Annotated in this window: 24 protein-coding genes; 11 read left to right on the top strand and 13 right to left on the bottom strand. The window is 55.1% G+C overall.

The annotated features are described in order from the left end of the window. Positions 1-15 precede the first annotated feature (15 nt). The gene (locus tag HXY34_03945; protein ID NWF95274.1) at positions 16-1,413 is read right to left on the bottom strand and encodes a phosphotransferase; all 1,398 of its coding nucleotides are present in this window, start codon (positions 1,411-1,413) and stop codon (positions 16-18) included. Positions 1,414-1,561: 148 nt separating this feature from the next. Here HXY34_03945 and HXY34_03940 point away from each other — a divergent pair, with 148 nt between their 5' ends. From HXY34_03940 to HXY34_03915, 6 genes are all read left to right on the top strand, one after another. Continuing rightward, a complete protein-coding gene (locus HXY34_03940; GenBank protein ID NWF95273.1) occupies positions 1,562-2,677 on the top strand; it encodes a 5,10-methylenetetrahydromethanopterin reductase in 1,116 nt (371 codons plus the stop codon). Then, the gene (locus HXY34_03935; protein ID NWF95272.1) at positions 2,677-3,564 is read left to right on the top strand and encodes a hypothetical protein; all 888 of its coding nucleotides are present in this window, start codon (positions 2,677-2,679) and stop codon (positions 3,562-3,564) included. Before HXY34_03940 ends, HXY34_03935 begins: the two co-directional genes overlap by 1 nt. A gap of 44 nt (positions 3,565-3,608) precedes the next feature. Continuing rightward, on the top strand, positions 3,609-4,619 hold the full coding sequence (locus tag HXY34_03930; protein NWF95271.1) for a hypothetical protein: 1,011 nt from the start codon (positions 3,609-3,611) through the stop codon (positions 4,617-4,619). A 15-nt stretch (positions 4,620-4,634) separates the two neighbouring features. After that, positions 4,635-5,216: a hypothetical protein gene (locus HXY34_03925; protein ID NWF95270.1), complete on the top strand. Its 582-nt coding sequence runs from the start codon at positions 4,635-4,637 to the stop codon at positions 5,214-5,216. Position 5,217: 1 nt separating this feature from the next. After that, complete coding sequence (locus HXY34_03920) at positions 5,218-5,469, top strand: DUF131 domain-containing protein (GenBank protein NWF95269.1); 252 nt, start codon at positions 5,218-5,220, stop codon at positions 5,467-5,469. Positions 5,470-5,860: 391 nt separating this feature from the next. Continuing rightward, positions 5,861-6,130, top strand: a complete 270-nt coding sequence (locus HXY34_03915) for a hypothetical protein (GenBank protein ID NWF95268.1) — start codon at positions 5,861-5,863, stop codon at positions 6,128-6,130. On the opposite strand, the gene HXY34_03910 is transcribed toward HXY34_03915, so the two are convergent. The 7 genes from HXY34_03910 to HXY34_03880 form a co-directional block, all read right to left on the bottom strand. Further along, a complete protein-coding gene (locus HXY34_03910; protein ID NWF95267.1) occupies positions 6,127-8,871 on the bottom strand; it encodes a DEAD/DEAH box helicase in 2,745 nt (914 codons plus the stop codon). The two genes, HXY34_03915 and HXY34_03910, sit on opposite strands and share 4 nt — an antisense overlap. A 60-nt stretch (positions 8,872-8,931) precedes the next feature. Next, entirely contained in the window at positions 8,932-9,705 is a 774-nt protein-coding gene (locus HXY34_03905) for a hypothetical protein (protein NWF95266.1), read from the bottom strand. After that, the gene (locus HXY34_03900) at positions 9,702-10,883 is read right to left on the bottom strand and encodes a hypothetical protein (protein NWF95265.1); all 1,182 of its coding nucleotides are present in this window, start codon (positions 10,881-10,883) and stop codon (positions 9,702-9,704) included. Before HXY34_03900 ends, HXY34_03905 begins: the two co-directional genes overlap by 4 nt. A 139-nt stretch (positions 10,884-11,022) precedes the next feature. After that, positions 11,023-11,226 carry a hypothetical protein gene (locus HXY34_03895; GenBank protein ID NWF95264.1) on the bottom strand — a complete coding sequence of 68 codons (204 nt, stop codon included), beginning with the start codon at positions 11,224-11,226 and terminating at the stop codon, positions 11,023-11,025. An 81-nt stretch (positions 11,227-11,307) separates the two neighbouring features. Then, a complete protein-coding gene (locus tag HXY34_03890; GenBank protein NWF95263.1) occupies positions 11,308-12,084 on the bottom strand; it encodes a hypothetical protein in 777 nt (258 codons plus the stop codon). A gap of 81 nt (positions 12,085-12,165) precedes the next feature. Continuing rightward, on the bottom strand, positions 12,166-13,932 hold the full coding sequence (locus HXY34_03885; GenBank protein NWF95262.1) for a DASS family sodium-coupled anion symporter: 1,767 nt from the start codon (positions 13,930-13,932) through the stop codon (positions 12,166-12,168). A gap of 93 nt (positions 13,933-14,025) precedes the next feature. After that, positions 14,026-14,292, bottom strand: a complete 267-nt coding sequence (locus tag HXY34_03880; GenBank protein ID NWF95261.1) for a hypothetical protein — start codon at positions 14,290-14,292, stop codon at positions 14,026-14,028. A gap of 147 nt (positions 14,293-14,439) precedes the next feature. Between HXY34_03880 and HXY34_03875 the strand changes: the two genes are divergently transcribed. The 3 genes from HXY34_03875 (at position 14,440) to HXY34_03865 (ending at position 18,448) form a co-directional block, all read left to right on the top strand. Beyond that, on the top strand, positions 14,440-15,657 hold the full coding sequence (locus tag HXY34_03875; protein ID NWF95260.1) for an MFS transporter: 1,218 nt from the start codon (positions 14,440-14,442) through the stop codon (positions 15,655-15,657). A gap of 90 nt (positions 15,658-15,747) precedes the next feature. Further along, the gene (locus HXY34_03870; protein ID NWF95259.1) at positions 15,748-16,362 is read left to right on the top strand and encodes a hypothetical protein; all 615 of its coding nucleotides are present in this window, start codon (positions 15,748-15,750) and stop codon (positions 16,360-16,362) included. A 163-nt stretch (positions 16,363-16,525) separates the two neighbouring features. Beyond that, positions 16,526-18,448, top strand: a complete 1,923-nt coding sequence (locus tag HXY34_03865; GenBank protein ID NWF95258.1) for an ATP-binding protein — start codon at positions 16,526-16,528, stop codon at positions 18,446-18,448. On the opposite strand, the gene HXY34_03860 is transcribed toward HXY34_03865, so the two are convergent. The 5 genes from HXY34_03860 to HXY34_03840 all read right to left on the bottom strand — a co-directional run bounded on the left by HXY34_03860 (position 18,439) and on the right by HXY34_03840 (position 22,551). After that, positions 18,439-19,143 (bottom strand): hypothetical protein, encoded by a 705-nt coding sequence (locus HXY34_03860; protein ID NWF95257.1) that lies wholly within the window; start codon positions 19,141-19,143, stop codon positions 18,439-18,441. The genes HXY34_03865 and HXY34_03860 overlap by 10 nt on opposite strands. Before the next feature lie 74 nt (positions 19,144-19,217). After that, positions 19,218-20,024, bottom strand: a complete 807-nt coding sequence (locus HXY34_03855; protein ID NWF95256.1) for an HAD hydrolase-like protein — start codon at positions 20,022-20,024, stop codon at positions 19,218-19,220. 42 nt (positions 20,025-20,066) lie between these two features. After that, positions 20,067-20,417: a cupin domain-containing protein gene (locus tag HXY34_03850; GenBank protein ID NWF95255.1), complete on the bottom strand. Its 351-nt coding sequence runs from the start codon at positions 20,415-20,417 to the stop codon at positions 20,067-20,069. A 350-nt stretch (positions 20,418-20,767) separates the two neighbouring features. Further along, positions 20,768-22,039, bottom strand: a complete 1,272-nt coding sequence (locus HXY34_03845; protein NWF95254.1) for a hypothetical protein — start codon at positions 22,037-22,039, stop codon at positions 20,768-20,770. A 41-nt stretch (positions 22,040-22,080) separates the two neighbouring features. Next, positions 22,081-22,551 (bottom strand): thioredoxin family protein, encoded by a 471-nt coding sequence (locus tag HXY34_03840; GenBank protein ID NWF95253.1) that lies wholly within the window; start codon positions 22,549-22,551, stop codon positions 22,081-22,083. Between the two features lie 461 nt (positions 22,552-23,012). Between HXY34_03840 and HXY34_03835 the strand changes: the two genes are divergently transcribed. Together HXY34_03835 and HXY34_03830 are read left to right on the top strand one after the other, a co-directional pair. Next, complete coding sequence (locus HXY34_03835; protein NWF95252.1) at positions 23,013-23,432, top strand: hypothetical protein; 420 nt, start codon at positions 23,013-23,015, stop codon at positions 23,430-23,432. Between the two features lie 52 nt (positions 23,433-23,484). Further along, complete coding sequence (locus HXY34_03830; protein ID NWF95251.1) at positions 23,485-24,855, top strand: M48 family metalloprotease; 1,371 nt, start codon at positions 23,485-23,487, stop codon at positions 24,853-24,855. The last annotated feature ends 4 nt before the right edge of the window (positions 24,856-24,859 follow it).

The following is a 24,859-nucleotide window of genomic DNA, read 5'->3' as shown; positions in this document are numbered from 1 at the left end:
TTCCACGTACTACTGTCAGTTCTCATCACCGCCCCATGGTGGGACCATCTTCCCATACCTTCCGCCGCCACCCGGGATGAGTTTCACCTCTCCGTCACGACATGCCCGCACCAGCTGTGCAAGTCGAGGGCTGTACTCACCCAGCTGGCTGTCATACCTCCCAGTCAGTATCTTGGTCTCTGTCCCGTACTTGCTCACCAGTGTCTCATACTCGCGAAGTAGCTTCTTTGATGTCTTGGTGCTGTCAGTGGCAGTCATCATCATCTCAAGAAGGGGCGGCATGTGCAGATAAGGTGGTCTATGCTCAGGTGACCTACTCTGACCTGTGCCCAGCATGATGGCTCGGTCTCTCACGCCAAGACGCATTCTCTTTCCGCAGGCCGGACACTTCATCTGCCGTCTGTGGACTGCCATGAGGAGTTCGGGCATCTCCTCCTTGGACACTATCGGGACGTAGACATTCAGCTCGTCATGCGAAGGGGTGGAGATCGACTCATCGAAGACAAGTGTTCTTCTACAGGAAGAACAGAACGAGAGGTAGTACTTGCCCAGCTTGGGATCCAGACCCACGTTGAGGACAGCTCTCCGCCCCTTCTCTCGTCGTAGTGCCATGGCGACCTCGTGGAATGTAGGACCCTCCACAAGCAGCCTTACAAACTCCCTTCCCAACTTGTCCGGCGACGGAGAGTGTGCGTCGCTGGAGGTGATGAAGGTGACTCTCGAGAGTTCGGGGATATGGTCTGCAATTACCGTGTCTGCAGACAGTCCGAGTTCCAGGAAGTGGATGTGGCTTGCCTCATCGCCATAGCACGAGGAGAGAGAGTCGTACTTTCCCTCTCTGAACAGAGACTTGAATGGCGTGAAGGCATGAGCTGGTCCAAGAAGACCTCCAATGTCTCGCACTGTTCCAGCAAGCTCGCTCGGGCTCAGACTGACTCGCGGTCGCCCTCCCCAGTGGTCGTCCAAGTTCGGGGAGTGAGAATGCAGTTCTCTTCTCAGGACCTCTACACACTCCAGATCGGGCAAGATGATGATGTGATGAATTGACTCGGCATCCTCAACCTCCACCGTCACGATGAAATGAACGCCGTCGTATGCGAGAGCTCCGTCAACGCTGACAAGCTTTGAGCGAAGATGCCTGAGCCAGTCCTTCTGCGTAGCATCTCCTGTCCCCAGGATGCTGAGCCCCTTCATCTTTGCAGCCTTTACAATGCCATCCAAGTTCATGCTGCTGCTTACCCCTATTGAATAGGGGGAGTGAAGGTGAAGGTCCGCATCATATTCCATCATTGAGTGGTCCTCGCTGTCAGGCAAGTCCGTTAGACGAGCCGTGTCAGTACGGAGTTCAAATGCCTTTTCATGTGTGGGGACGGAACCTCGCGCATCTGAGCCGCTGACCTCTTGTGTACTCATGCAGGGCGCTTCGAGTTGTCGTCCTGTCCCAAGCACCTTGAACCCCCCATCCCCAGACCTGTCCTTCTGACAATGAGTGATGTCGGGGTCTCATGTTGTCTGTGTCCCGTCTGTTGCAGGCGACCAATGGCTCATTTGCAAAGGCTTAATGCAATGCGAGTTCGAGTCCCGAAGACGTCAGGAGTCGTCATCGTTGCTTCGTTTCGGTATAGAGCTCGTGCCAGACCGTCCTGTGTTCGAACTTGTCGAGTGGGACAAGGCAGCGGAAGATGCTGGCTTCGACAACATATGGGTGACAGACCACTACAACAACAGGAATCCATGGTGTACTCTCACTACGATTGCCCTGAACACTCGTCGGGTACTCCTCGGGCCCGGAGTGACCAACCCTTATCACACAAGTCCCGCTCTGTCAGCTGCTGCAGCCGCAACCCTAAACGAGATCAGCGGGGGGCGAGCTGTGATTGGGCTTGGTGCAGGTGATCGCGTGACGTTGGCGACCCTGGGTGTTCAGTGGCGTCTTCCGGTGTCTACCGTCGTTGAAGCGATTCAGGTCGTCCGGACATTGACCAGAGGCGACAAGTGCCATCTCAACGGGAAGGTATTCAATCTGAGAGGAGCGAAGCTGGACGTGGTACGAAAGAGTCCGGTCCTCGACTCCGAAGGGCGTCCGATTACTGTCGATGGCAAGACCGTGAAGGCTGCACCACGGATTCCAATCTACGCTGGTGCTCAGGGGCCTCAGATGCTGGAGAAGACTGCTGCTGTCGCAGACGGTATTCTAATCAATGCGAGCCATCCAAGGGACTTCCGGATGGCGTTGGCCTCGATCAAGAAGGGTGCCAGAAGAGCGGGCAGAAGCATGGACGAACTGGACATAGGTGCCTATACTGCCATGAGCATAGCTGACTCGTATGGTGAGGCTATGCAAGGCCAGACCCGCATGGTGGTGGCCTACATTGTTGCAGGTTCTCCAGAGCTCATCTTGAGGCGGCACGGGATTGACGCCGAGGCTGCTGAGAAGATTCGCTCGATGCTTGCTCAGGGTCGCTTTGGAGAGGCCCAGGGACTGGTCGATGACAACATGGTAGATGCCTTCGCGATAGTTGGCAGCAGCCACGACTGCATTCAGCGGATTGACGAGCTTGTCCGAGAGGGTGTCACCAACTTCATCGCAGGCTCACCTATTGGTCCCGACAAGAACAGGGCCATAAGGAAGATAGGCGGCGAGATAATCGCCCACTACAGAGGAGTCCGAACCTGATGATTGGAAAGTCAATCTACAATAGACGACTCAGGCCGGAGGAACACGAACTCTGGACAGTCCTCCCCCGAAATGTGGCAGGTGTTGATGACGGGTCCTATCTGCGAGACCTCTCTGCACATCCTGGAGCAATCCTGTATCTGTCCACCCTTGAAGAGCAAGTAGTGGGCGGTACTGCTCTGTTCAGGGACGAGGCTGCAAAGCGGGTGGGGATACTTGCGATTCGGTTGCGACCTGACAGTGCTGACAAGGTGGCGAGACACATTCTGAAGTCGTCACTGCCGTACTTTCCTTCACAGCACATACGGAGCGTGGACGTTGTCGTCTCTGAGCGTCCGGACATGGTCGACTTTCCCCCGGGGCTGTCGGTCCCCTCATGGCTCAAAGACTCGCTTCTCGGGCTCGACTTCTCCGTCTGCTCTCAGCTATACCGTCATCGCTTCTCCACGAGGTCGCTCGACCCTTCCGAAGTCAGTTCGTATGACGTGGTGCGAGTCACTCCGTCTGCGCAGGATGCCCGTCTGCTGCTGCTGCAAGAGCGAACTCGTCTCGGTCTAGACTTCACTCAGTCCCTCGCAGCTCTAGAGCTTGGATGCCTCAGGAACCAGCTGTCTGCAGTCTCAAAGGGCGGTCAGTTGTCCGGCCTCTGCTGTACTGATCAGGTGGGTGACACTACGATGTGTACGCTCGCCGTTGTCAGGTCCGACCCTGAGGCAATTGAGTTGTTGGCTCGTCTGCTCACAGGACAGTCGCTGGCATCACGCTCCACTGCGATTGAACTGCTTCAGTGTGGTTCGGGACAGGACTCACTCATCGACTCGCTGTCGCAGAAGTGCGGCCGTCCGGTAGAGACAACGCGGCTTCTGCTGATGAAGAAGACACTTTAGAGGTAGGCTTTTGTGACTGTGCCTGTACGGCCCTGGTGTTGAATATGCCCACGCTGACCCTGCAATGGATGGACCACGGTATTCTACTGAAATACGGTGACGTCCGCTTCGGTCTGGACTTGGCACTTCCCCACGGCACCACCCTGCTCTCTCACGCCCATTCAGACCATACTGTGGGCCTAGAGAGAGCGCGTCATGTGATTGCCACCGAAGCCACTGTCCGCACATTCAAAGCGAGGGGCGGCAGGCCGGACTGGCATCTGAGCATTGCAGTCCATGGCGATACAATACTTCACGACGGAGCCACGATAACCCCTCTGGATTCTGGACATGTCATCGGCTCCTCAATGTTCCTAATCCAGCTTGATGGTGGCCCCTCAGTCCTCTACACAGGCGACTTCAATCCCGTGGACAGCATAGTACACAAGGGGGCACGACCGGTGTCGGCAGATGTCCTTATCACTGAGGCCACTTATGGCTCACCAGAGTGGGTCTTTCCTGACAGACGAGAAGTGCATACCAAGATTGTACAGACTGCCAGAGAGACAATCGAGTCCGGACTGATTCCCAGCTTCCAGACCTATTCTCTGGGTAAAGCGCAGGAGACCATAGCCCTACTCCAGTCCGCAGGCATCGGGGTGGTGTCCGGGAACAGAGTGATTGATGCTGTTGCATCGGTATACAACAGATATGGTGCCGAGCTCGTGTTCACATCGGTTCACAGTCGAGAGGCGAAGCTCATGCTGGACGCCGGATGTTCCATTGTCACATCGTCTCCCAAGCACACGGCTGAAGCGCTTCGGACTATTCATGGAGTCAGAGCGGCGCGGTCGATTGAGGACAGACTGGAGCATTTCACGCTGTCGGGATGGGCGCTAAGTGGCTCTGCATTCGGCAAGAGAGGAATCCCGCTCAGTGCGCATGCTGACTTTCCCCATCTGATGGAGTTTGCAGGGTCGGTGGCACCTAGGATCGCGTACGCATTCACGGACAACGCCCCAGTGCTTGCGCAACATCTTGCAGAGGCTGGAATCGACTCGGTGCCCCTGCAGTGAGGTGATACGACGACAATGATGGCGGACAAAGATTCTGACGGCGTAGTTCCGCTTCATGCGGACTCATTCTTCAGTGTGAGCGTCAGCGGAGAGATACACGAACGGCTCTGCTTTGAATACAGTGACCCACTCGGCTACTATCGGCGGGTAACGGGTGACGAGGGGCTGTTTGAGAGTGAGATTCGTAAGCTCTCTGCCAATCTGCAGGGCTTCCTCAACGAGGAGCGCGTTGAGATAAACGGTGAGGAGGTCAGGTCGATAGTGCGGTATGCGGATGTGTTCATGAAGGGCGACAGCAATGTGGTAGGAATCGTCTATCTCATCGACTTTGCAGGACGATTCCGAGAGACTGTCAACACCATCGAGACGTGGCTTGAGGACGAGGACGCACCATATGACTTTGAGATCATCTGGCGGTTCCCACACAGGACCAGGGTCGAGGCTGTCGAGACACGTCTGCAATACGAGGTCCATCGAGACATGGTGGTACTCTGGGCCAACACGGGAGACAGGGTGGGTGGATATGAGAGGATGGAATTCACACTACCGACGGGAACACTTGACACCAGGGACAAGATGAAAATGGAGGAAAGCTAGCATGCAGACCGGTACCATGTTGACACTCATTGGTGTTGCATTGATTCTAATAGGCGTGGCTCTGATACTTGCGGGGCTAATGATTGAGTCACGCTCGTCGCACGATAGGACAGGAGATAGTCAGACGAGTAGCAGAGGGGTTGTGCTGATAGGTCCCATCCCCATCATCTGGGGCTTTGGACCCAGAGGGAAGGTCATTGCGGTCATCGCCTTTGCAGCCGTGGTGCTTCTGTGGCTTCTCTTGCTGCTCTAGGTGCCCGGAGACCATCCGCATTCGGGGCAGACACCAGCACCATGAATTGTCCGCACTATCTTACCATTGATAAGACACTCAGGGCAGATATCAAGGTGGGTCTTGCAACTGGGGCATATCGGCTTGCGTCCCAGGTCTCGAATGCAGGATATGGTCCCGCATGAAGGGCATCTCATGGCGTGGTCCTGACAGAACTCGTTACGGCAGTGGTCGCAACGAAACTTTGGTTTCCCTCGGCACAGAGTGCATGTCTTGACCATTCTGAGCGCCCCACAGGGCAGTCTGACAGACAAACGCCACATAAGTCTATCTCATGAATCAGCGTGATACCCCCGCATTACCAACCCTCATAGTCCAGGCCTGTGTGGTCCCCTTCAGGTGTGTTCTCGCTTTGATATTCCGCTGTCGCAACTGTGGTGACTGTACAACTGATGTTGACGTGGTGCTCGATGGGGCGTGCAAGTGCGGCTGCACCAGATTCCAATTGATACCCGAACCAACTCCACTCGTAGTGGAGGAGCTGCCAACAAAAGAGGCAATCAGACGAGACCTTCACTTATGGCTTGACCTCAATATCGACTCGCTCTCCGTTGAGGACCTCACCAGTCTGCGGGTCAGCTTCGAGTCCGGTAAGTGTACACAGGATACACTTGGGTCCTAGCCCTCTGCCGGCCTCTTCTCCTCCTTTCCCTCCCAGTCCTCCTCTGTCTCTTCCATCTCTTCCCCTTCGACTTCCTCCTTCTCCTCCCCCTGCCCGTCCCCCTCCACTTTCTCCTTGTCCTTGTCGTCGCTCAGGGCGGACTCGAGTGGCCTCTCGATTCGGGCAATCTGCTCGTCTATCTCGGCGCCCAGGTCGACCTTTCCTGCGACGGCGGATATTCTCTGAACACCTTTCAATGTGTGAATGAGCGAGTCGAGCCACGAGAATATGTCTCCCGGATAAGCCCATAGTTCGAATTCCCTCTGGAGTTGTGCCGCTATGCCTGATGGGTTGAGTCCCTCCTTTCGCCTGTCGACCATCCATCGACCCAACCGAATCTTTGCATGGTCGCACTCGGGGAAGAGAGGACAGCCGCAGTTGAAGATCTTCATGGTCCATCGGCCCAGCACATCATATACCCAGTCAGCGAGCCTTGCGGCTCCTCCATCCCTCCGTGACAGGTCGCCCAGGTCAGAGAATACGCCCGAGAAGAGCCTCGTGGGCATGTGTGTCCTGAACGCCGCGTCGACCTCGCCCTGCAGGCGCGTGCTGAGGTACACATTCTCGAAGGGCTCGAGGCTCACCGCAATGTCGATGACATCCATCTTCCCTGCGAGCCTGAGCACTTCCAGTCCTTCTGATGGGGTGAAGAACGACAGCGAGGTGGCCCTGCCCAGTTCAGTGGGACGGACATCGCCTTCACTTACTGTTATCATACGCTTGCGTACAAGGATCTTGAGCGCGTCTGCAGCAGACACGGAGCACGACAGCATTCTCCCGTAGATACGAGCAATCTCCTTGACAGTGGTGGGAGGTGTTGAGCATATCAGCGCCAATGCCTGTTCTACGCAGACCTCGGCGTCCGCGAATGGTTCGACGTCCTCCACGACTCCGTTGAGGAGTTCCACCGCAACCTCGTCCTCACTCTTCTCCTGACCGGCGTGGTACTTCTTGTCGGGCTGGACAATCACGTACACTTTTCCAGAGTCGTGTTTGCCCAGTCGGCCCGCACGTCCTAGCATCTGCTCGAACTCTGCGTTGGAGAGCCAGTCTGCCCCCATGGTCAGCGACTCAAAGATGACCTGAGAGGCTGGTAAGTCGACGCCTGCTCCAAGTGCCGCGGTTGTGACCACACATGCAACCCTCTGCTTCGCAAAGGCGTTCTCTATTGCTCTTCTGCGACCGTACGGCAGCCCGCCATGGTACACAGCTGCTGACACGCGCTGTTCGTTCAACCAGTCCGCCAGTGCATGTGCTCTTCTCCTCGAGAAGGTGAACACTATTGACTGACCCTTGTTGCCGAACGAACTGACTCGCTTGAACTCCTGCCGTACAAGCCGTGCAGTGATGTTGCGCTTCTCGTCCTCGCTTCGAGCGAATACAAGATGGCGTTCGAGTGGAACCGGCCGTCCTTCATATCTGACGAGGCGCAGTCCGAGTTCCTTTGCCAGCTTCTCAGGAGACCCCACAGTTGCCGAGAGTGCCACTATCTGCGCATCAGGAGCATGATTCCGGAGTCTGGTCAGCAGCCCATCCAACTCAGGTCCACGTTCGGGGTCCGCAAGGTTCTGTATCTCATCGACCACGACGGTCCCAATCTCGCCTATCGTCTCGGTCTCCCCTGCTCTGAAGATGTTGTCAAGCGCCTCATACGTGGCACAGATGATGTGCGCCTTGGTGATGTCGGTGTCAACAATCGGATGTCCCTCATCACCCACCTCGAGTCGTGACATCCCCACCTTGATCCCTGTCCTCAGTCCGAGTCTCTTGTAGCGTCTCCGCCACAGGTCGTACTTCTCATTTGTCAGCGCAACGAGAGGGCTCAGGTAGATCATTTTCTTTCCTGACATCGCCTTGGGTATTCCCGCCATCTCGCCAATGAGCGTCTTTCCGGACGACGTGGACGAGACGACAAGGAGAGAGCGTCCCTCTAGGAGACCTGCATCAATCACCATCTCTTGGACCGGCAGTAGCCTGTCATAGCCCTCCGCCGCATAGAGCGACTTGATCTCCTCTGGAAGAGGAAGGTCTGCGAAACTCCTTGAACTGCCGCTGACTCCACCCGTTATCGTGTCGAACAGTGTAAGGTCTGGCTGACTGACCGGGTCAAACCCCACAGACATCATCTCCATGACTCTCGGCACCGACCTGACCTTGGTGAGATGATACTCTAGCTGGCGCATCATGCCCGGGGACATCTCAAGTCCGAGGCTCTTCAGGTCTGACCTCAGTTCGGCCTGAGCACAGGTAGTGCATGTCACCTCACTGGTTGAAGCTATCACTGCATTGCGCTTTGTCAGGATGGTCAGTCTCTCCTCTCTCAGACAGTGCTCACACAGCGGCAATACTCTCAGTGGCGTTGTCTGAAGACGTTGTAGGAAGTCCCTGAGCAGATCGAGAAAGTCGGGGAGTTCCTTTCGTGGGACCATGATGTGTTTGGCCGCCCTCAGTATCTCGTGAAACTCCTTCGGCTGGTAGTACACAGGCCTGTTGTATTTGACAAACCATGCCCGCAGCACCTCGAGAAGGCCGCTCGGCCTGAGTCCGTACTCCACCATCCCTGTCAACTGTGTTCTCTGGCGGTCTCGCAGAGTGTCCGAATAGATCTCGATCTTGGTGGTCATCTCTTGTCGGCCCGGCCTCAAGACCACTGCATACGAACCAGACAGAATCCGCTGTATGTCGGTGTCCGCTATCTCCAAAACATAGCCTCGTGCAACCAGCTTCGAGGTGTGACTATCACTCTTGCGGTCGCATCACCATCATCGTTGGAAGATGAATGCATCCGCGTTCTTCTTGATGTCTGCAAGAGTGAGGTTGTACTCCTCTTCCATCGCCTCAATCCCGGTCTTGGTGTCAAGCCCGGCCTTCTCCACTATCATCCAGTCGCTCATCACTTCGATGTCTGCAAAGCTGCAGAACTTCGAGAACGGGACGGCCATCACCTTGGCCATGTCCGCTCTCGCGTACTTGCCCCGAGAATACCCTTCGACTAGTGGCCTATAGAGCGGCTGGTTTGTCCCTGCAAGAATGAACTTGGCTCTCTGGACGCCGGAGACGTGCGACACGTTGACACGTTGCACCATGTCAAGAGCGTGAGCGGTCACGGGCACCGATGCCCCAGGGTTGACCTTGAGAATCATGTCCCCTGCCAAGACATGGCCCCTCTCTACGATGACATGCCTTATGTGCGTTACAATCTCATCGACCTTTCTCTTCTCCAGTGGGTCTATGACCTCTGGGTGCACTATGTCCACAGTCGGAACTGGTTCGTCATATCGCAGCTGAGTGGGGTCAAACATCAGAGCTGAGAGCGGCTCCAAGATGTCCAGCTTTCTTGAACCACTCTGGGCAGACCCCTTGAATGTGCCCGGCCCAATCAGTATCGATACGACTTGGTCTCCACGTATTATCGACCACAGCTGCGAGGACAGTATCAGCGCCTTGCCTCTCAGTTCCGCATCCTTCAGAAACCCCACCATGTAGTCATATGCCTCAACATCAAGCAACCAGAAGAGGGGACTGCTTCGCATCAAGGGTTCTGTCTCCCGTAGTAGTGAGTCTCGACGAAGTTGTAGATCAGCCTCACTGCCGTGTCGTCGCGCTCATCTGCGGTTGCCTGCTCAATCTGCTTCTTGAGCGTCTCCAGAGTGTCCGGACCGGTCACCCCTTCGATCTTCAGCCGGGCAGATATCTCCTCTATGCATCTTGCTATGCTGTCCTCGGTATTCAGACCCTGATACTTTAGCACTCTAATGACACGGGCTATCTTCTCACCGAGGTACCGCAGCCGCTCTTCTGCTGGTCTCCTCCGTGACAGTAACACATCGCGCTCCAAGAAGTCGAACGGAGACTGCATATCGGGTTCTGCTTTGTATCCGCGTGTGGAACCGCTCCCAACGTCCACGAACGAGGACTTGTCCCCGCGGCCTGTCGGTCGAGGAATGATGTGAAGTAAGAAGTGTGCGAGTGCACGTGTGTCCATGACCTTGAAGTCTGCTTCGAGTCCCTCTATGATGGTTATCACCCTCTTGACCGTGCTGTCGATCGTAGCAGAGTCAGAGGCCTTTTCAAGGCCGGTCAGCACCCTTCGGAAGAACGCCTCGTTGCGTCTGCGTGCTTGGGCGGCCTTTCCCATCAACGTGCTCCTGCGCCACTTTGTGACTGGTGGTCCGAAGGCGTTCAGGACATCTTCACCGTTGGCCTTGGGATGCTCCTTCAACCAGGTCTCGAGAATGGGCTGTATGTAGGTCTCTGCCATTCGAGTCCTAGCACTGAGGACTGCCATGGACTGTTCAGTCGTGTAGATTGCATCCTCCAAGGCCATCTCTATGTTTGCCAGCTCTCTGACTTTGAGTTCAAGCTCTCTCGAGAACACCCCGTGGATGTGTTCTATCCATTGACCCTCTCCAATTGCAAACTCCATTATGTTGCCGGGGATATTTGGAACGCCCTCGCCCACCACCGTCCTACGCTGCATCTCATTGGCCAGCAGCTCGACCGCGCTTCTAATGCTCATTATCCCGTCGAGGTTTATGAGGTACGCAACTGTTGCAATCTGAAGCGGACTGTGTGTCTCCTCTGCAATCCTCTTGGCCTCGTCCAATGGGACTCTTCTGGTCCGCTCTCGGAACGTGGCATGCTTCTCGGCGAACTCTCGGATGATCCTCTGTCTGGTGTCACCCGCTAGCTTTTGTAGGTCCTGTTCAGACACGTGGGCGTACTCCACTCCGTTCATTGGCTATGGCACAGTCTGTCCAATGAACCAGAATCCTCGCTTCCAATATGAACTAAGCTTGTATATGCTTGCCACATGACGAGGTAGACAGCACCGGCTGACATAAGTGCCGTGTCTAGATGGCTACTGACACAAGCACAAAGTGAATCCCGAAGCCAATGAGGAGCGCACCCAAGACAAGTGACACTATGACTCTTGACCACGACGTGTGTCGGGCATGTGAGATATGAACTGCTAACCAACCATATGCGAACAGTCCAAGCGCTATGAACACCAGTCCGAAGGGGAGAAACAGGGTCTCAAGCAGTATCTGAAGCATCTCAGCGACTCTCACGTCCTGTGTGGTCGAAGGAGTCGCCTTCGCTTCCGTTTTAAAGCTCTCGGTGGTCCGACCGTCGTGTTAGACGTTGAACGGATATGACGACTTGTACTCGGTACCGTCGACCGTGACCGTACGAACTAGCTTTCCCCTCTTCTTGGCAAGCCGCCTCTTCTCAGACACGGAGAGTGTTGGGTCTTCGTGTGCCTGAATGTCATCTATGACGATAGTGTGGTGTATGCTCACGTTCTTGGTCTTGGGTCCAATCTTGGCCTTCACGTCGGGAAGGACCTCGTTAAAGAGGAGATTATCCACCTCCGGTGTGCGCACGATGGTCCCCTTGGTGAAGGTGGGGTCCTTCTCTTTGCTATCGTCCTCTTCATCGCTACCCGCGGGTGCCTTGGGGAACGATGACTTGGTCGTCACCTTTGATGCCAGTGACACGTCTGTGGGGACCAGTGACAGCAAGAAGAAGGTGGTGGGACCGTCGCCTCTCTCAAGGAGTTCTTCAAGATGGTCATGTGGGACCGTCTCTTTCACTTTCGCCTTGAACACTGAAGCGCCTACGCCCTTGGATTGTGACCACTCAAGTGGGAGCTGAACACCGGTGAAGCGTTGCTTTGGGTCGTCATAGCTGATTATGACTCCTGATACCTTGTGCTTAGTTCCTCTCGTGGATGCCAGATATGCTCTGGTCAGGACCTTCTCAAGGTCGAGGTCCGCTTTGAAGGTCATCTTCGATGAAGTGAATGTGAGCTTCGCGCGGGGCCCGGGGTGTTCACCGATTCCATACTTGAGCAGTTTGGCATGCACAAACTCGTCAGGCTGTCCATTGATGATCTTGGCAATCCAGTCCATTTCACTCCGCCTCTCCGGAGGTCCGGCTGTGTCTGGGATATAAGCACTTCGAAGGGAACTGCGATGTTGGTTGTCCGTGCGCTAGGTAGTCACTATGCCTAGAAGACTCCAGATGGCGACGGCTATGGTGGTAAGGACCATGATTGCGGTCAAGTCTACAACTAGCCCGGTCCTGACCATCTCTTGCAGTTCCACTTCGCCCGTGCTGTACGCTATGGTGGACGGTGGAGTCCCTGTGGGGAGAGCGAAGTCCATTGAGACTCCGATTGCGATTATCATTGTCACAAGGAGCGGATCGATGCCAAGAGTGGTGGCCAAAGGTATGGCTATGGGTATGAGTATGACTGCAGCGCCCGTGTTGGATGCCACCATCGTGACCAAGACCGCCACTACACCGATTATCATTATGACAAGATACCCTGGAAGAACCCCAAGCCCTCCAAGCTGCTGGGCTATGTGGGTTGAGAGGCCCGTGCTTATCATCGCTTCACCCAGGGCTATTCCGCTTCCAAGTATGAGCAACGACGACCAAGAGATGTTGTGAGAGATGTCTTTCTCATCCAAGAGCCGAAGGACGAGCAATGCCAGCCCTCCCATCAGTGAGACGATTGCGCTGTTGATGCCGTGCCCACGCCACCCCGTCAGAGCGATTAGGAAGTCAGGTAGTTGCTCTGTGAGCCAAAGCGTGACTACGCTAAGAAAGACGATGACCACTACCTTCTCTTGGGCAGTCATGGGGCCAAGCTTGGCGTACTCCACTTCGGACACACGCTCAAGCTCTGCCATCTCTTCCGGATTGTTGGGCAGCTTGAAGCGGAACACTAGCCACCGCCATATTAGAGGAACCATTATCAACAAGACAGGCAGACCAAATGGAAGCCATGCAAGAAAAGAGATCTCGACTCCGAGGAACTCCCTGACATAGGTCGCCGCCAGAGGATTCGGGGGAGAGCCCACAATTGTACCGACTCCGCCAAGAGTGGCACTGTATGCGACCCCCAAGACAAGTGCCTTGGCGTACTTGTTTCGTGTGTCGTCGCTCTCAATCTTGCTGATGACCGCCAGTGCAATGGGAATCATGATGGCTGCTGCCGCTGTATTGCTTATCCACATGGAGAGAAACGCAGTCACTCCCATCACGGCGAGGACGAGACCGGACCCTGAGCTTGCCACCCGGGATAGGATTAGCAGTGCCAGTCGTCGGTCTAGCTCGTACTTGTCGAGGGCCCGCCCAATCATGAAGCCACCGAATATCAATGCGACCGCCGGGTCGAAGAACGGCATGAGCGCATCCTTCGGTGAGGCTATGGCCGTGATGACAATGATGATCGGTATCAGAATCGAAGTGGCCACCAGACTGATTCCCTCCGTGAACCAGAGTATTGCCACTACTGCAAGAATCATCGCTGCACTGTTCGATCGCACAAGCGGCTGGTATTCAATCGTAAACGTCTGCCCCTTCTGTCTCGTCGGTCTTAGCAACACCTCGAAGTCATTCGGCCCAGCCAGTATGAGCGTGATGTGCTCGGCCTCGATTGGTTCGCCTGTTGCGCTGACCACGACCGACAGAGTGTTACCAGGCGCAATTCGGACTGTGTCAGTGTATCGTACCGTTACGTTCGTGGTGCTACCGGTGATGGTGACGAGCACCTCGTCTCCGGTCTTTGATGGAGACAGAGTGAAGTTGAGTACCTTCGAAGATGAGACTCCCGGCGCTTCGATGTTCAGAGTCCCCTTGTAGTCACCGGGAGTGACTTCGGAAGGTGCGATGTTGAAGACCAGAATGCCTACTAGGACCGCGAACAGAATGATGATGAAGAGCCTTCTATAGTCAGTCTTGCTGGACATCTGTCTGCATCCCGAAATGTAGGCTATTAGGCGAGAGGCGCCCCACAAAAGCGTTGCTCTGACGCGGATTTCTCCTAGTCGATAGTTCTATGCTCAACGACTGACCTGACTCCTGCAGTCGGAACAACAGGTCCTTGTGTCCATGACCGTCATGCTGGCCTCTAGCATACGGCGGCCTCTCTCCCGAATGATTCTCATGGCCTTCTCCCATTGTTCAGGAGTGCCCTCGTAGACTGTGAGACCAGTGAACTCGGTGGAGAAAGCGTTGCCTGACTCGGCTAGGATGCGCATGTGCTCTGGAAGGCCGGACTTGACGGCTGCCCACTTCTTTGTCGAATCAGTCTCATCCTCGTGACCCATGGTCCGAATCTTGTAGAAGTGAATGTAGAGACGCTAGCTTGCTCCGACATCTCCGCTAAGACGTGTGCCGGCCATGTGACCACCTCAACTAGCAAGCTTATAACCGCAATGCATTCCGGGCCTGAGAATCTGCGGAGAATGTTCAATATGGGACTGAGAGCTTCTGAACACAAATGGACACTACTGGCCCTCTATCTGACGACCCTGCTGATGAGGGCAAGCTTCTACATTACTATCGCCGTGATACAGAGCAGTTCCTACCTTGGCGGTGCTATGACCGAGTGGGACGTTGCTGCTGTACTTGTCGTCTATCCTGTGGTGGAGCTCTCCTCTGTCTCTTTCTTTGGGTCATACTCTGACAAGGTGGGCCGAAAGTCCATCTTCATCGCATCTCTGTTCTTCACCGGCACGGCCGCGCTCCTCTTTGCCCTGACGCCGCTCAAGACTCTCACCATTGTCTTTTCTGCCGTCTTCGGACTAGGAGCCGCCGCCCAGGTCTCCAGTACTCTCTCTATCGTTGCCGACTGCTCTAGCGAACACAACCGGGCCCGGCTCATGGGCTACTACGACCTGTCCACGCTGATGGGTCTTGCAGGTGGCTATGGCATTGGCATACTGTTGCTCCAGTTCGGTTATGCATCTGCCCTGTTGCTCCTTGGGGCCTCAGGAGGCTGTCTCATCAGCGCTCTTGTTGCAGCATACGGCATCAAAGAGACCCGTGCCTCTGCTGTCCGGGATGTGAGCATTCGTCAGCTCTTGGGGCGCGTCGTGAGAGACCGACGCATTCAGCGGATGGTGTTCGTGTACGTGCCCATCATCTCGCTCTACGGGCTCGTGATTGCAAACGCTGAGAACATCCTTGAAGAGCACTTCACTCTTGATGCGACGGAGTTGTTGGTCCTGTTCGGTATGCTTGGCGGTGCACTTGTCCTTGGAATCATCACAATGGGGCACTTGTCTGACCGTCTCAACATGCGGAGGCCATTCATCGTCACTGGGCTGCTCGGATTCGGCAGTCTCGCGTTTGTGCTGGTTGCAAATGCACAGGACTTTGGTGCACTCTGGGCCGTGTGGCCAGTACTTCCCGCATTGGGCTTCACTGCAGGCGCCTTTCCACCAGCTGCCATGGCGTACCTCACCGACATATCTCATGCCGATGCGAGAGGCAGTACCATGGGGGTCTACAGTATCTTCTTTGGCACGGGCATGATCATCGGGCCGATGGCTGGTGCCTTCGCCTATACTGGCTATGGTCTAGTTGGACTCGGTGTGCTTGTCAGTGTGCTCATTGTGGTTGCTGTCGTGGGTACGTATTTCCTGCCTGAGGCGTTGAAGCCTGCCCAACAGTCACCTGGACAGGAATAGACATCACGACACTGGCGGCGGCACATCCCTAGCAAGAGTTAATACCAAGCGGAGCAGCCCTCTATCAGAAACCCTAAGGGGACTACTAGCATGGTTAGGCTAACTACTATCAGCAATATCCTCTCTGGAATCGGCCTTGCCGTACTTGGCTTCTCACTCGGCGTCAAGTACCTGCTTCAGAGTGTCGGTGTCACGGGATCCTCGTGGCCGTTCTATCTCTGGATAGGTGGAGCAGCGCTCCTGGGCGTCGTGTTGATCATGAGCCTCTTGAATACGTTCACTGAGCTGACCGGCTTCATTCATCCTGAAGACAAGCTCATCAGCAACATGTTTGTCTTCCTGATGGCGATTGGAACGGTGCTCGTCCTCGGTGCGCTCGACGAGGGCCAGCCATTCCAGCAGCAGCTATTCAGAATCGGTTCAATGATTGTCATCGCCTATGTGTTCCTCTTCATCTTCGTGTTCTTTGCTCCCACTATCACGCAGGGAGAGGCTTCAGGTCAAGTCAAGGAGATGACGTCACGGTTCATGCTTGTTTCGCTGGTGTTGGGTGCAATCATGGCTGCGCTTCAGCTCTTGCTTGACACGATATGGTACTCGTTCAGTCCGATGTACGCATCAGGCGCACTTGGCGTCTTTGCCGTCGCGATTGTGGTCATCATCGTGTTGGTTCTCGGTCGCAAGTACGAACCAGTTGGTCAGTAGACGTCTGACGGATGGAGGGGAAGAACCCCCCATCCGCTCCGTTCTTTTTCTCCTCGGGAATCTCCTTCGGTGTTGGACACGATAACCAAATAAGAGGAGTCCGAGCTATCCCCCATGCACTTAGGTGCACATAGATATCAGCTCAGTTGCGTTGGTGAATTCGTTGACTGAAGGTATGCTGTGGCTTGGACACTATCTTGACGAGGAAGGTAAGAGGACCGACAAGCTCTTTGAGATCTCACCGGATCTTCTGAGAAGGCACGGCGGTATATTCGGTTCTACTGGGTCAGGCAAGACTGTCTTGGGCAAGGTGATTCTTGAAGAGGCGGCAATGCATGGCATCCCGATTCTCGCATTCGACCCACAAGGTGACATTGCATCGCTGATGCTGCCAGGTGACCCGAAGGAACTCCAGTCGAAGGGAGTCGACCCCAAACGATTGAAGGAGTACATGGAGAAGGTGATTGTCCGTGTGTACACGCCAGCCAGTAGCAAGGGCCTTGCCATCTCAATCAACCCCCTCAAGCTTCCCGACAAGACCGCTGACACGGACGACATGATCCGTCTGCTTGACAACTCGGCTCGCACTTTCGTCAACGTACTGATGAAGGTGGCGGGTCTTTCAAAGTCGTGGGAAGCCAAGTCCTTCGCAGCACTCTATGAGCTTCTGCGCGTGACGTGGGAGAACGGTGTCAAGATAGAAGGGCTTGGAGCACTTGCCGACCTCCTGACTGCGGATGCCGAGGCTGCAGGCGTCGACCTCGAGCCTTTCATGAAACAGTCTGAACGGGAGAAGCTGGCGTCGGCTATCAGAAGCCTGACAGTCGGTTCTTCGCAGTTGCTTTTCAGGCCGGAAGGACAGATTGACTTCGACAACCTCGTGGAGCCGGTCAACGGTCGTACTCCCATAAACGTCATCTTTCTGAAGACACTTCGAAGTGAGGAGGAGAAGCACTTCTTCATAGCCATAGTACTCAATCAGCTGTATACTTGGATGCTGAAACAGGGCTATACTGAGAAGCCCAGACTGATGATATTCCAAGATGAGGCTGCACCCTTCATACCAGCCGGGATGAAGGCGCCCGGCCCGAAGGAGACCTACCTCCTGCTGTTCAGGCAGGCGCGCAAGTATGGCATCGAATGTCTGATTGCGACCCAGTCACCGAAAGACGTGGACTACAAGGCCTTTGAGCAGTTCAACTCCATAGTTGCAGGTCGGATTAGCACAGAGCAGTCTCTGAAGGTCTTGGAGCGAATACTCGAACCCATCGCTGGCGATCAGGAATCCGAGAAGATAGTGACTGCGCTGCCGGGTCAACAGACAGCCTGCTTCATCTTCTCGTCAGCGGACTTGAAACCGAAAGTCAATCACATCTCTGCTCGGTGGCTGCTGACAAAGCATATCACGCTCACGGAGAAGGATGTCCAGACGTATATGGCATCTCTCGTAAAGGAGCAGGAGAAGATGCTCCAAGAGATGGAGAAGGCCCGACTGGCCAAAGAAAAGGAGCGTGAGGAGGCAGAGCGGAGGGCAAAGGAGGAGCGAGAGCGTCGTCGTCTGGAAGCCCAGAAGGCAAAGGAAGAAGAAGAAGCCAGGCTTGCTCGGGAGCGCGAGCTTGCCGAGAAGAAGGCGCACTTCAAGTCAGCCAAGGACGACGAGAAGATCTTCGATTCCAGAGGGACTCAGAAGAAGCTGTCCTACGATGACATCATTAACGGGTTCATCGCAAAGATTGAGGCCATCGCAAAGACCACCTTCGGTCTGCCCTTTCTGAAGGAGCTTGTCAAGCGCGGTAAGCTGGTATATGAGAAGGCCATGTCCTATTACCTGAAGGAGACTCGAGAGGCCCTCAAACAGGGTCTCGCAAGAAGAGTCACAATGGAAGAGAAGGGCAAGAAGGTCGAGTACATAGTCTATGACTTTGAGCATGTGCTCAAGCAGGTCGTCAGCTCGATGGGAATCAAAGAACCTGACTATGTAGATGAGGCCCGTCTGAAGCGGCGTTTTGAGGAGCTTGTCTGGAAGGCGTCGGTCAACAACATCCTCGAGCGGATTGTACTTGGCTCGCCCCTGCTTCAGTTCTGAGCTGTGACTTGTGTGTTGGTGTAGAACTCACACTGGCCGACCTCGCCCGTCAGCCAACGGACTGCCATCCTACGCGTGAGGTCGGCCGCTTCCGCCAGCATCTCGCCTGTCACTGCTGGTGCGGCGTAAAGAACGACGAGGACATCGGAGGTCTCCGGTCGCACGCTTGTCAGCTCTGAGTCATGCGTCGCAAAACCAAAGCACACTATCTTCTCTGCATCTGCAAGGACAAGTTCCGTTCCTTGGCACACGGTATTCGAACCGCCTATTCGACTGAATGTCTCACCTGCCTCCGCCTTGCGTACGACGAGTTCTCCTCGCGTTGCAGCGAGGTCGATGAGGCTGATGGGAATCCTTGTGTATGCTGAAGCAAGGTTGATGGTGTCGACAACATTGTTGACTCTCCAAAGATTCTGGCCGCCTAACACTCTTCGCAAGACTGCCTCGCTGGAGACTCGCGTCTTCGTCGGGTCCATGCCAAACCGCCAGTAGAGGTGTCTGTATGACCTGAAGACCGGGTCATCTTTCAGTTCGTCTGCCCGCCACCTGCTGCGAATCTCGGCGAAGACCTGTCTCTCGTAGGCCACGAACTCAGAGCTGGATGGAGCGACCTTGAGCTTCGATATCGGAATCACCGCGACCCCCAACTGCTCGGCGACTTGGAACTGGATCCTGTGACTGGACTTGCCTTGCATGTGCTCCTTGTCGCCTCCCTGTCCGATAGGCGTTGCTGTCCGAGCTGGTCGGCTTTGTCCCCGGCAGTCCCAGCTCAGATTCTTGCAATGAGTTCGTCTAGGCTCTGCACAACGATGTCCGGCTTTGTGTCAAGGTCACCGGAGTCGAACTCCACGACGTTGCTCTTGTCGTGCGGGCACAGGACAGTCAGCATACCCGCCGCCTTGCCGCCAGCTATGTCTGAGTTCACATTGTCGCCCACTATCACTGTCTGGTCCGGCGGGAACCCCAGACTGCGTGCGGCTTCGATCAGCATCTCTGGAAGCGGCTTGCCCACTGTCACCGCCTTGACACCACTGGAGTCCTCAAGCGCGGCAACTATCGAGCGTTCTCCAATGAACACATCCTCTCGTCCGAGGTAGACCCCAGGATAGCTTCGACTGCCACTTATGCACAGGAGCTTTGCGCCCCTTGCTAGCATCTTGGCAGCGAAGTTCAGCTTCTCGAATGTCAGGCTCCTGTCCGCTCCGACTGCTACATAGTCGACGGGCGGATTGGTCACCACGTCGAGACCGCGGGCGATGAAGTCCTCCAGTGCTCCTCCCTCACTGATGACAAAGCACCTCGCATTTGGTTGTCTGTTGGCTATGTAGGCTGCGGCCGCAGCGCCCGCCGTGAAGACGTTACTGATGTCGATGTCAAACCCGGCGCTGACAACGGCTGCTCTGACCTGCCTCGCAGACAGCCTGCCGACGTTGGTAAGCAGTCCGACAGTCTTTCCTCTCTCCTTCAAGGCCTTGATGAGCGCAAGTGCGTCTGCATAGGGCTCTGGATGTTCAACGTCACGAATGAGGGTATTGTCAACGTCAAACAGCCACAGTGAACACTTCGAGATGTTCATCGGTCGCGTTCCTCGACGGGTCCAAGACCATGCGTCCTGATATCACTTCTGGGGAAGTAGTGGGATGACGCAGATGAACCGGAAGACTTCAGTCCCCTCTGTGTTGTCGTAGCCATGAGGGAGGTCTGATGGGATAAAGACAACATCGTCCTTCTTGGAGACCGTGTTCTCCTTGCCTCCTAGGAGCTTGGCTTGGCCCTGCAGGACGAAGATCTCGTGTTCTTCCGGATGGTTGTGCAAAGGGATAATGCCTCCGGGCTGAATCTCGAAAAGTCGCATGGCGTATGTCTTTGCCCCATCTTGCTTCCCGATCAGCCATCTGACCGTCGTCTTCAGACTGCCAGGTAGACTCACAGGAATCTCCTCGCGCTCTCGATAGTTGATGACGTACATGGACTTCACCTCAACAGACCGACTGCGTATGCCTGTTGCAATGCCGACACTAAGGATGTCTGACTCCTCAATCGATATATGAGCGTTCGGTTTGTGGACTGTTGTTCACTGCACATGTCTTCTGCAGTGAGTCGGGTAGACCTGCGCGGTCCACAGCTACCCGAATGCTGGAGATTAGTCGGCAGACTCCGCGCGGGGCTCGTCTGCCCGTAGCCGAGCTGCTGCGAGTGAGTTTCCATCTCACTGCAGATGCTCTTAAGGAGCATACGCCGTGTCGCTCCGGAGGAGTGCCCGGACACTTGACAGCGACTGTTTCTGACTGACGATGGCGATCAGTGCAGTGCTTTCTGCTACGACTCAGTGTCTTCTTCGGACTCGCTGTCTTCTTCGGACTCGCCCGCATCTTCTTCACGGTCTTCCGGGACCTGTTCATCGCGGGTTGTCTGCCCAGCGTCTACGTCGCTGGGTGTTTCAGCTGATCCAGAAGGCTCGACAGTCGTCTCTCCAGGTGCTTCCTGCTCAGTGACCTCTGCTGTTGGTGCCGCTGGTGGTTTTCCTAGTCTCCGCAAGTACACGAACTCACCAATCATGGCGACAAACGGAAAGATGAAGAGCTTGACAATTCCGCTCAACGACGCACCCAAGATAGCGCCACCCGGTACGTGTGCCGATATCTCGAACAGGTTGTCGGAGAAGTAGTAACCAGCAGCCAAGAAGAATGTGAATGCAGCCGCCACTTCTGCAGAGATCTTGAAGCGTGCGGCCTTGGTTGCTCGACTTGCGAGAGTCCTGCCGACAGCGCTCATGGTGTAGAGCACAAAGAAGAGTGACACGGTGATGCCCACCAAGTCGAATGGTACCGCTACCGAGCTTCCAACAGAGTAAATGAAGTAGGCGGAGTATGCTGCGATGAAGAAACCGAGCAGAGATATGTTCGCAAGGACTGGCTTGTTCCTGTTGCGTGCGAGCACAATGCCATTCATGAAGTTGAAGACTGCTGCAAACAACGTGCCCAGTACAAGGAAGACCACCGTAGCTACGTTTCCGCTTCCAATCAGGGTCCCACCGTACAACCACAGCGTGAAGATGAGTGCGCCGAAGACCACTACGTAGCAGACAATGTGAGTCAAGCCGGCCATGACCTTGAGCGCTCTTCCCACCTTCTCTCTTGTCGCGATGTCGGCATACTTCAGAGAGGTCCTCGTCGCAAAATACGCCTGGAATCCAATCCAACCGATGAAGGCCACTCCGAATATGAGAATCGCAAGGACTGTGAAGAAGAACAACACCAGCATCGCCAGAGTGAATACGCTCACGAGCATCCAGACAAAGAAGAGAGCGAACGACTTTCCGTAGGAATCTTCGCTAGCGACGAATCTCTGCAGACCCAGCAGCGACAGGAATGCAGCAAGCATGAAGAAGACTGGCCAGATTCCGCCGAGAACGGAGTAGGCTACGAGACTGGCCAGCGGGTTGATGCTGACCACAATCAGCATGAGGTTGCCTACGACTGTAGTCACAATCAGGCCGAGCATGAATAGGCCAAACAGCCACTTCAGGCGCTTGTTCGCCCAGAACAACTTCAGGCCATTGAGAAAGTCAGTGATGATGGGAACGTCCATGTTGTGTCCTCCTGTGTACAAAAGGTCTGTCCCATACTGGGTTATCTGTCTTTTGACAGCGTATACAGAATCTCGGCCTCAAGGGACTCCTTGACATGCGGCTTCTCTATTATGGTTCCAAGTCGTCTTCCTCTGCTGTTGAAGAACTCAATCCACGGTATGGCCGTCACATTCCACTCGAGTATCTCCGGAGGGGATGGTGGTACGGCCCACTTCTGTGAGGGGTTGAGCGGAGCTGTCTTGATTGTGCCGAACACACGGATGTTCATCCTGATCTTTTCCTCAAGATGCAGAAGGACTGGTATGGCATTCTTGCAGTCCCCACACCATGAGGCGCTGAACACAACGGTCACCACTCCCTTGACCGCGTCCTTGAGAGCCTTCAGGGCATCCATGTCAAGACGGTAATTCTTGTACTTCTCAAGCATGATGTCGCGTGCAGCAAGCTCGGCGTTGTCAACATACTCTCTTACAGTAGACGTTCGTGCTCTGATACTCTTGAGGTCGACCATTTCGAGTCACACTGAGGCGGATTCACTGGCGTAAAGCGATTACTGCTTCGCCCAGTTATATACTCATCCAGCAAGCGTAGGCCACAAGAGCTTATCTGCTCAAGCTGCGAAGGAACAATAATTGCTAATCATGGGCTCGACTGAACAGACATCTGTGAAGTGCACCTTCTGTGGGAGACTCCTTACCAAGACGGAGATGGTAAGATACGACGGAGGGGTATCATGCATGGAATGTGCAAGAGCCGCTCAGGAGCGCCAAGCAAACGTTGCGAGACCGATGTTCTTCCTATGTGGAGCTCTCGGAGCAGCTGTGGTTGCCGTGGCCGCACTCTTCTTAGTGTACACGTTCCCCATGACTGCAAGTATACTGATGTCCGCCTATCTCACGGTGGAGAGCGTTGTATCCATCGGACCCGTAGTAGGTCTGACGGCAACAGGATATGCAATACTCGCCGTGGCCTTTGGGGTTTGCTCTGAACTATCATCAGAAGATGTGGTTGCTTCCCGCACTGCTCGTCATTCTCGTCATTGAAGGAGCATTTGGGTCCCTGTCACTGTTGCCGATGCTGCCCGGCCTCGCGTTGGATGACCCTGTACGCGTCGAGTTCATGAATCAGTGGAGCATATTCTGGGTCGCTCAGATGATGACCTGCTTTGTCGCGGGCGGGCTGGTCGGACTCACTAGAGACGAGCACGGGTGGGAGAACCTCTGCATTCTGACTGCGGCGCTGCTCCTCGTGAGTTATGTCGTGTTGATAACACTGCCACTGGCGTTCATAGCACTCTCAGTCTACTTTGCCACTGCACGACTGCCGCGAGCAGAGATCTCTTTCGTCTTTCCCGAGCCCGCGCAGGCTCAGTCTGACGTCGCTTCGGCATGATTTGGTACGGAGTGTGGCACTCCGTATGGGCGCAGTTAAAAGGAGGCGAGTGTTGCGTGAGGCCAAGATGTCCGCAGAGAGAATGACTGGAGCTGTTGCTGGTGTTTCCAGGTCCAAGTGGAACGCGCTTGTGATCTTCTTGGTGCTTGACCTTATCCAGATACTGACTGTTTCCCTGATGTACCTAGACGAGTCAACTGTGCTCGTCGTGGGTTTTGACCTTAGCAGGCACAACCCGTTTCTTTCCGCATCGCTCTTCTTCATGGTCGTTGGCTTTCAGGTCCTCATGATTTACCTCTTAGCGTTCCGAGTCCGAGCCAGTAAGGACCTTGTCCGGCTTTACCCGACTCTTTCAATGAACGTGAGTTCTGGGTGCAAGTTCGCTGCAGAGGAGATTGTGCGTTGGACTCTGGAGATTGCAGAGCGCAGTGGGCAGAAGGTCCGCGAGGTGTACCTCATGCGTTCCCCGCTTCCAAACGCCTTCACTTTTTCTCTTCCTCTCTTGGGGACGGTTGTGGTTCTTCACAGCAACCTCCTAGACCTGCTCAGTCCGGAGGAGGTGAGAGCCATCATCGCCCACGAGGTCGGTCACGTCAAGAACCGTGACTCGATGGTCTCCATTCTGACTCGGATGCCCTCCGTCTTTGTGGATGCCATCTACTTCTATATCTACGTCAGGCTCCTGCTCGCGTCCGTTGTCGCACTACTTGTCAATCTCAATCCTGCTCTTGCCCTCGTACGTGCTGGGATGCTCTTCGGCTTCTTCATTCTCTCCCGCGCCATGGTCTTCCTTGGTCACCTCGTGGTCACGAGGGCCTCAAGGGCAGCCGAGCTCCTGAGTGACTACCATGCAGCTGAGCTGCTAGGCTTCGAGACAACCATCAATGCATTGACTGTACTGGGACAGAGAGTGGAGGCCGTCACGGCGCTCATTGAAGAGGTCCGCTGGCTGGAGTCTCTGAATCCGGCCAGAACTCAGCCCATCAGTGGCACTGAGCTGGGGCAGATGATTCAGTCGTATCCTCTGGATGGAATAGACGAAGACAACGCGCGTCAGGCTGCACCTCGGCTCTTTCTCCGCAACAAGCTTGCTGCGCTCAGGGACGTATATGGTGTGTCCATTAGCGACGAAGAAGTGGAACGCATGATTCGACCTGCGATTGACAGGTTGATCACGAAGAGGTCGAAAGACTCCGCCTCGTTGCGCGACACGAGAGAGAAGAAGACTATCGACTGGCGCAGCGCGGACAGCAACAGCGATCAGCGTCTTACAGGTCAGGAATTGACGGACCTCGTGAGACTACTGCGCGAGAATCCCGGCAAGTTGCTCTTCGATAACGAGATCAGTCAGAACCTGCTTGCAATGGATCATCCCGACTTCCGAAGCAGAGTCCTGTTCCTGGCGGATGTCTATGGTGTGTAGTCGC

This window comes from Candidatus Thorarchaeota archaeon, from assembly GCA_013388835.1.
In the GTDB taxonomy this organism is placed as follows: Archaea; Asgardarchaeota; Thorarchaeia; order Thorarchaeales; family Thorarchaeaceae; genus JACAEL01.
Note: the sequence above shows the minus strand (reverse complement) of the source record. Positions and strands in the feature narration are given on the sequence as shown.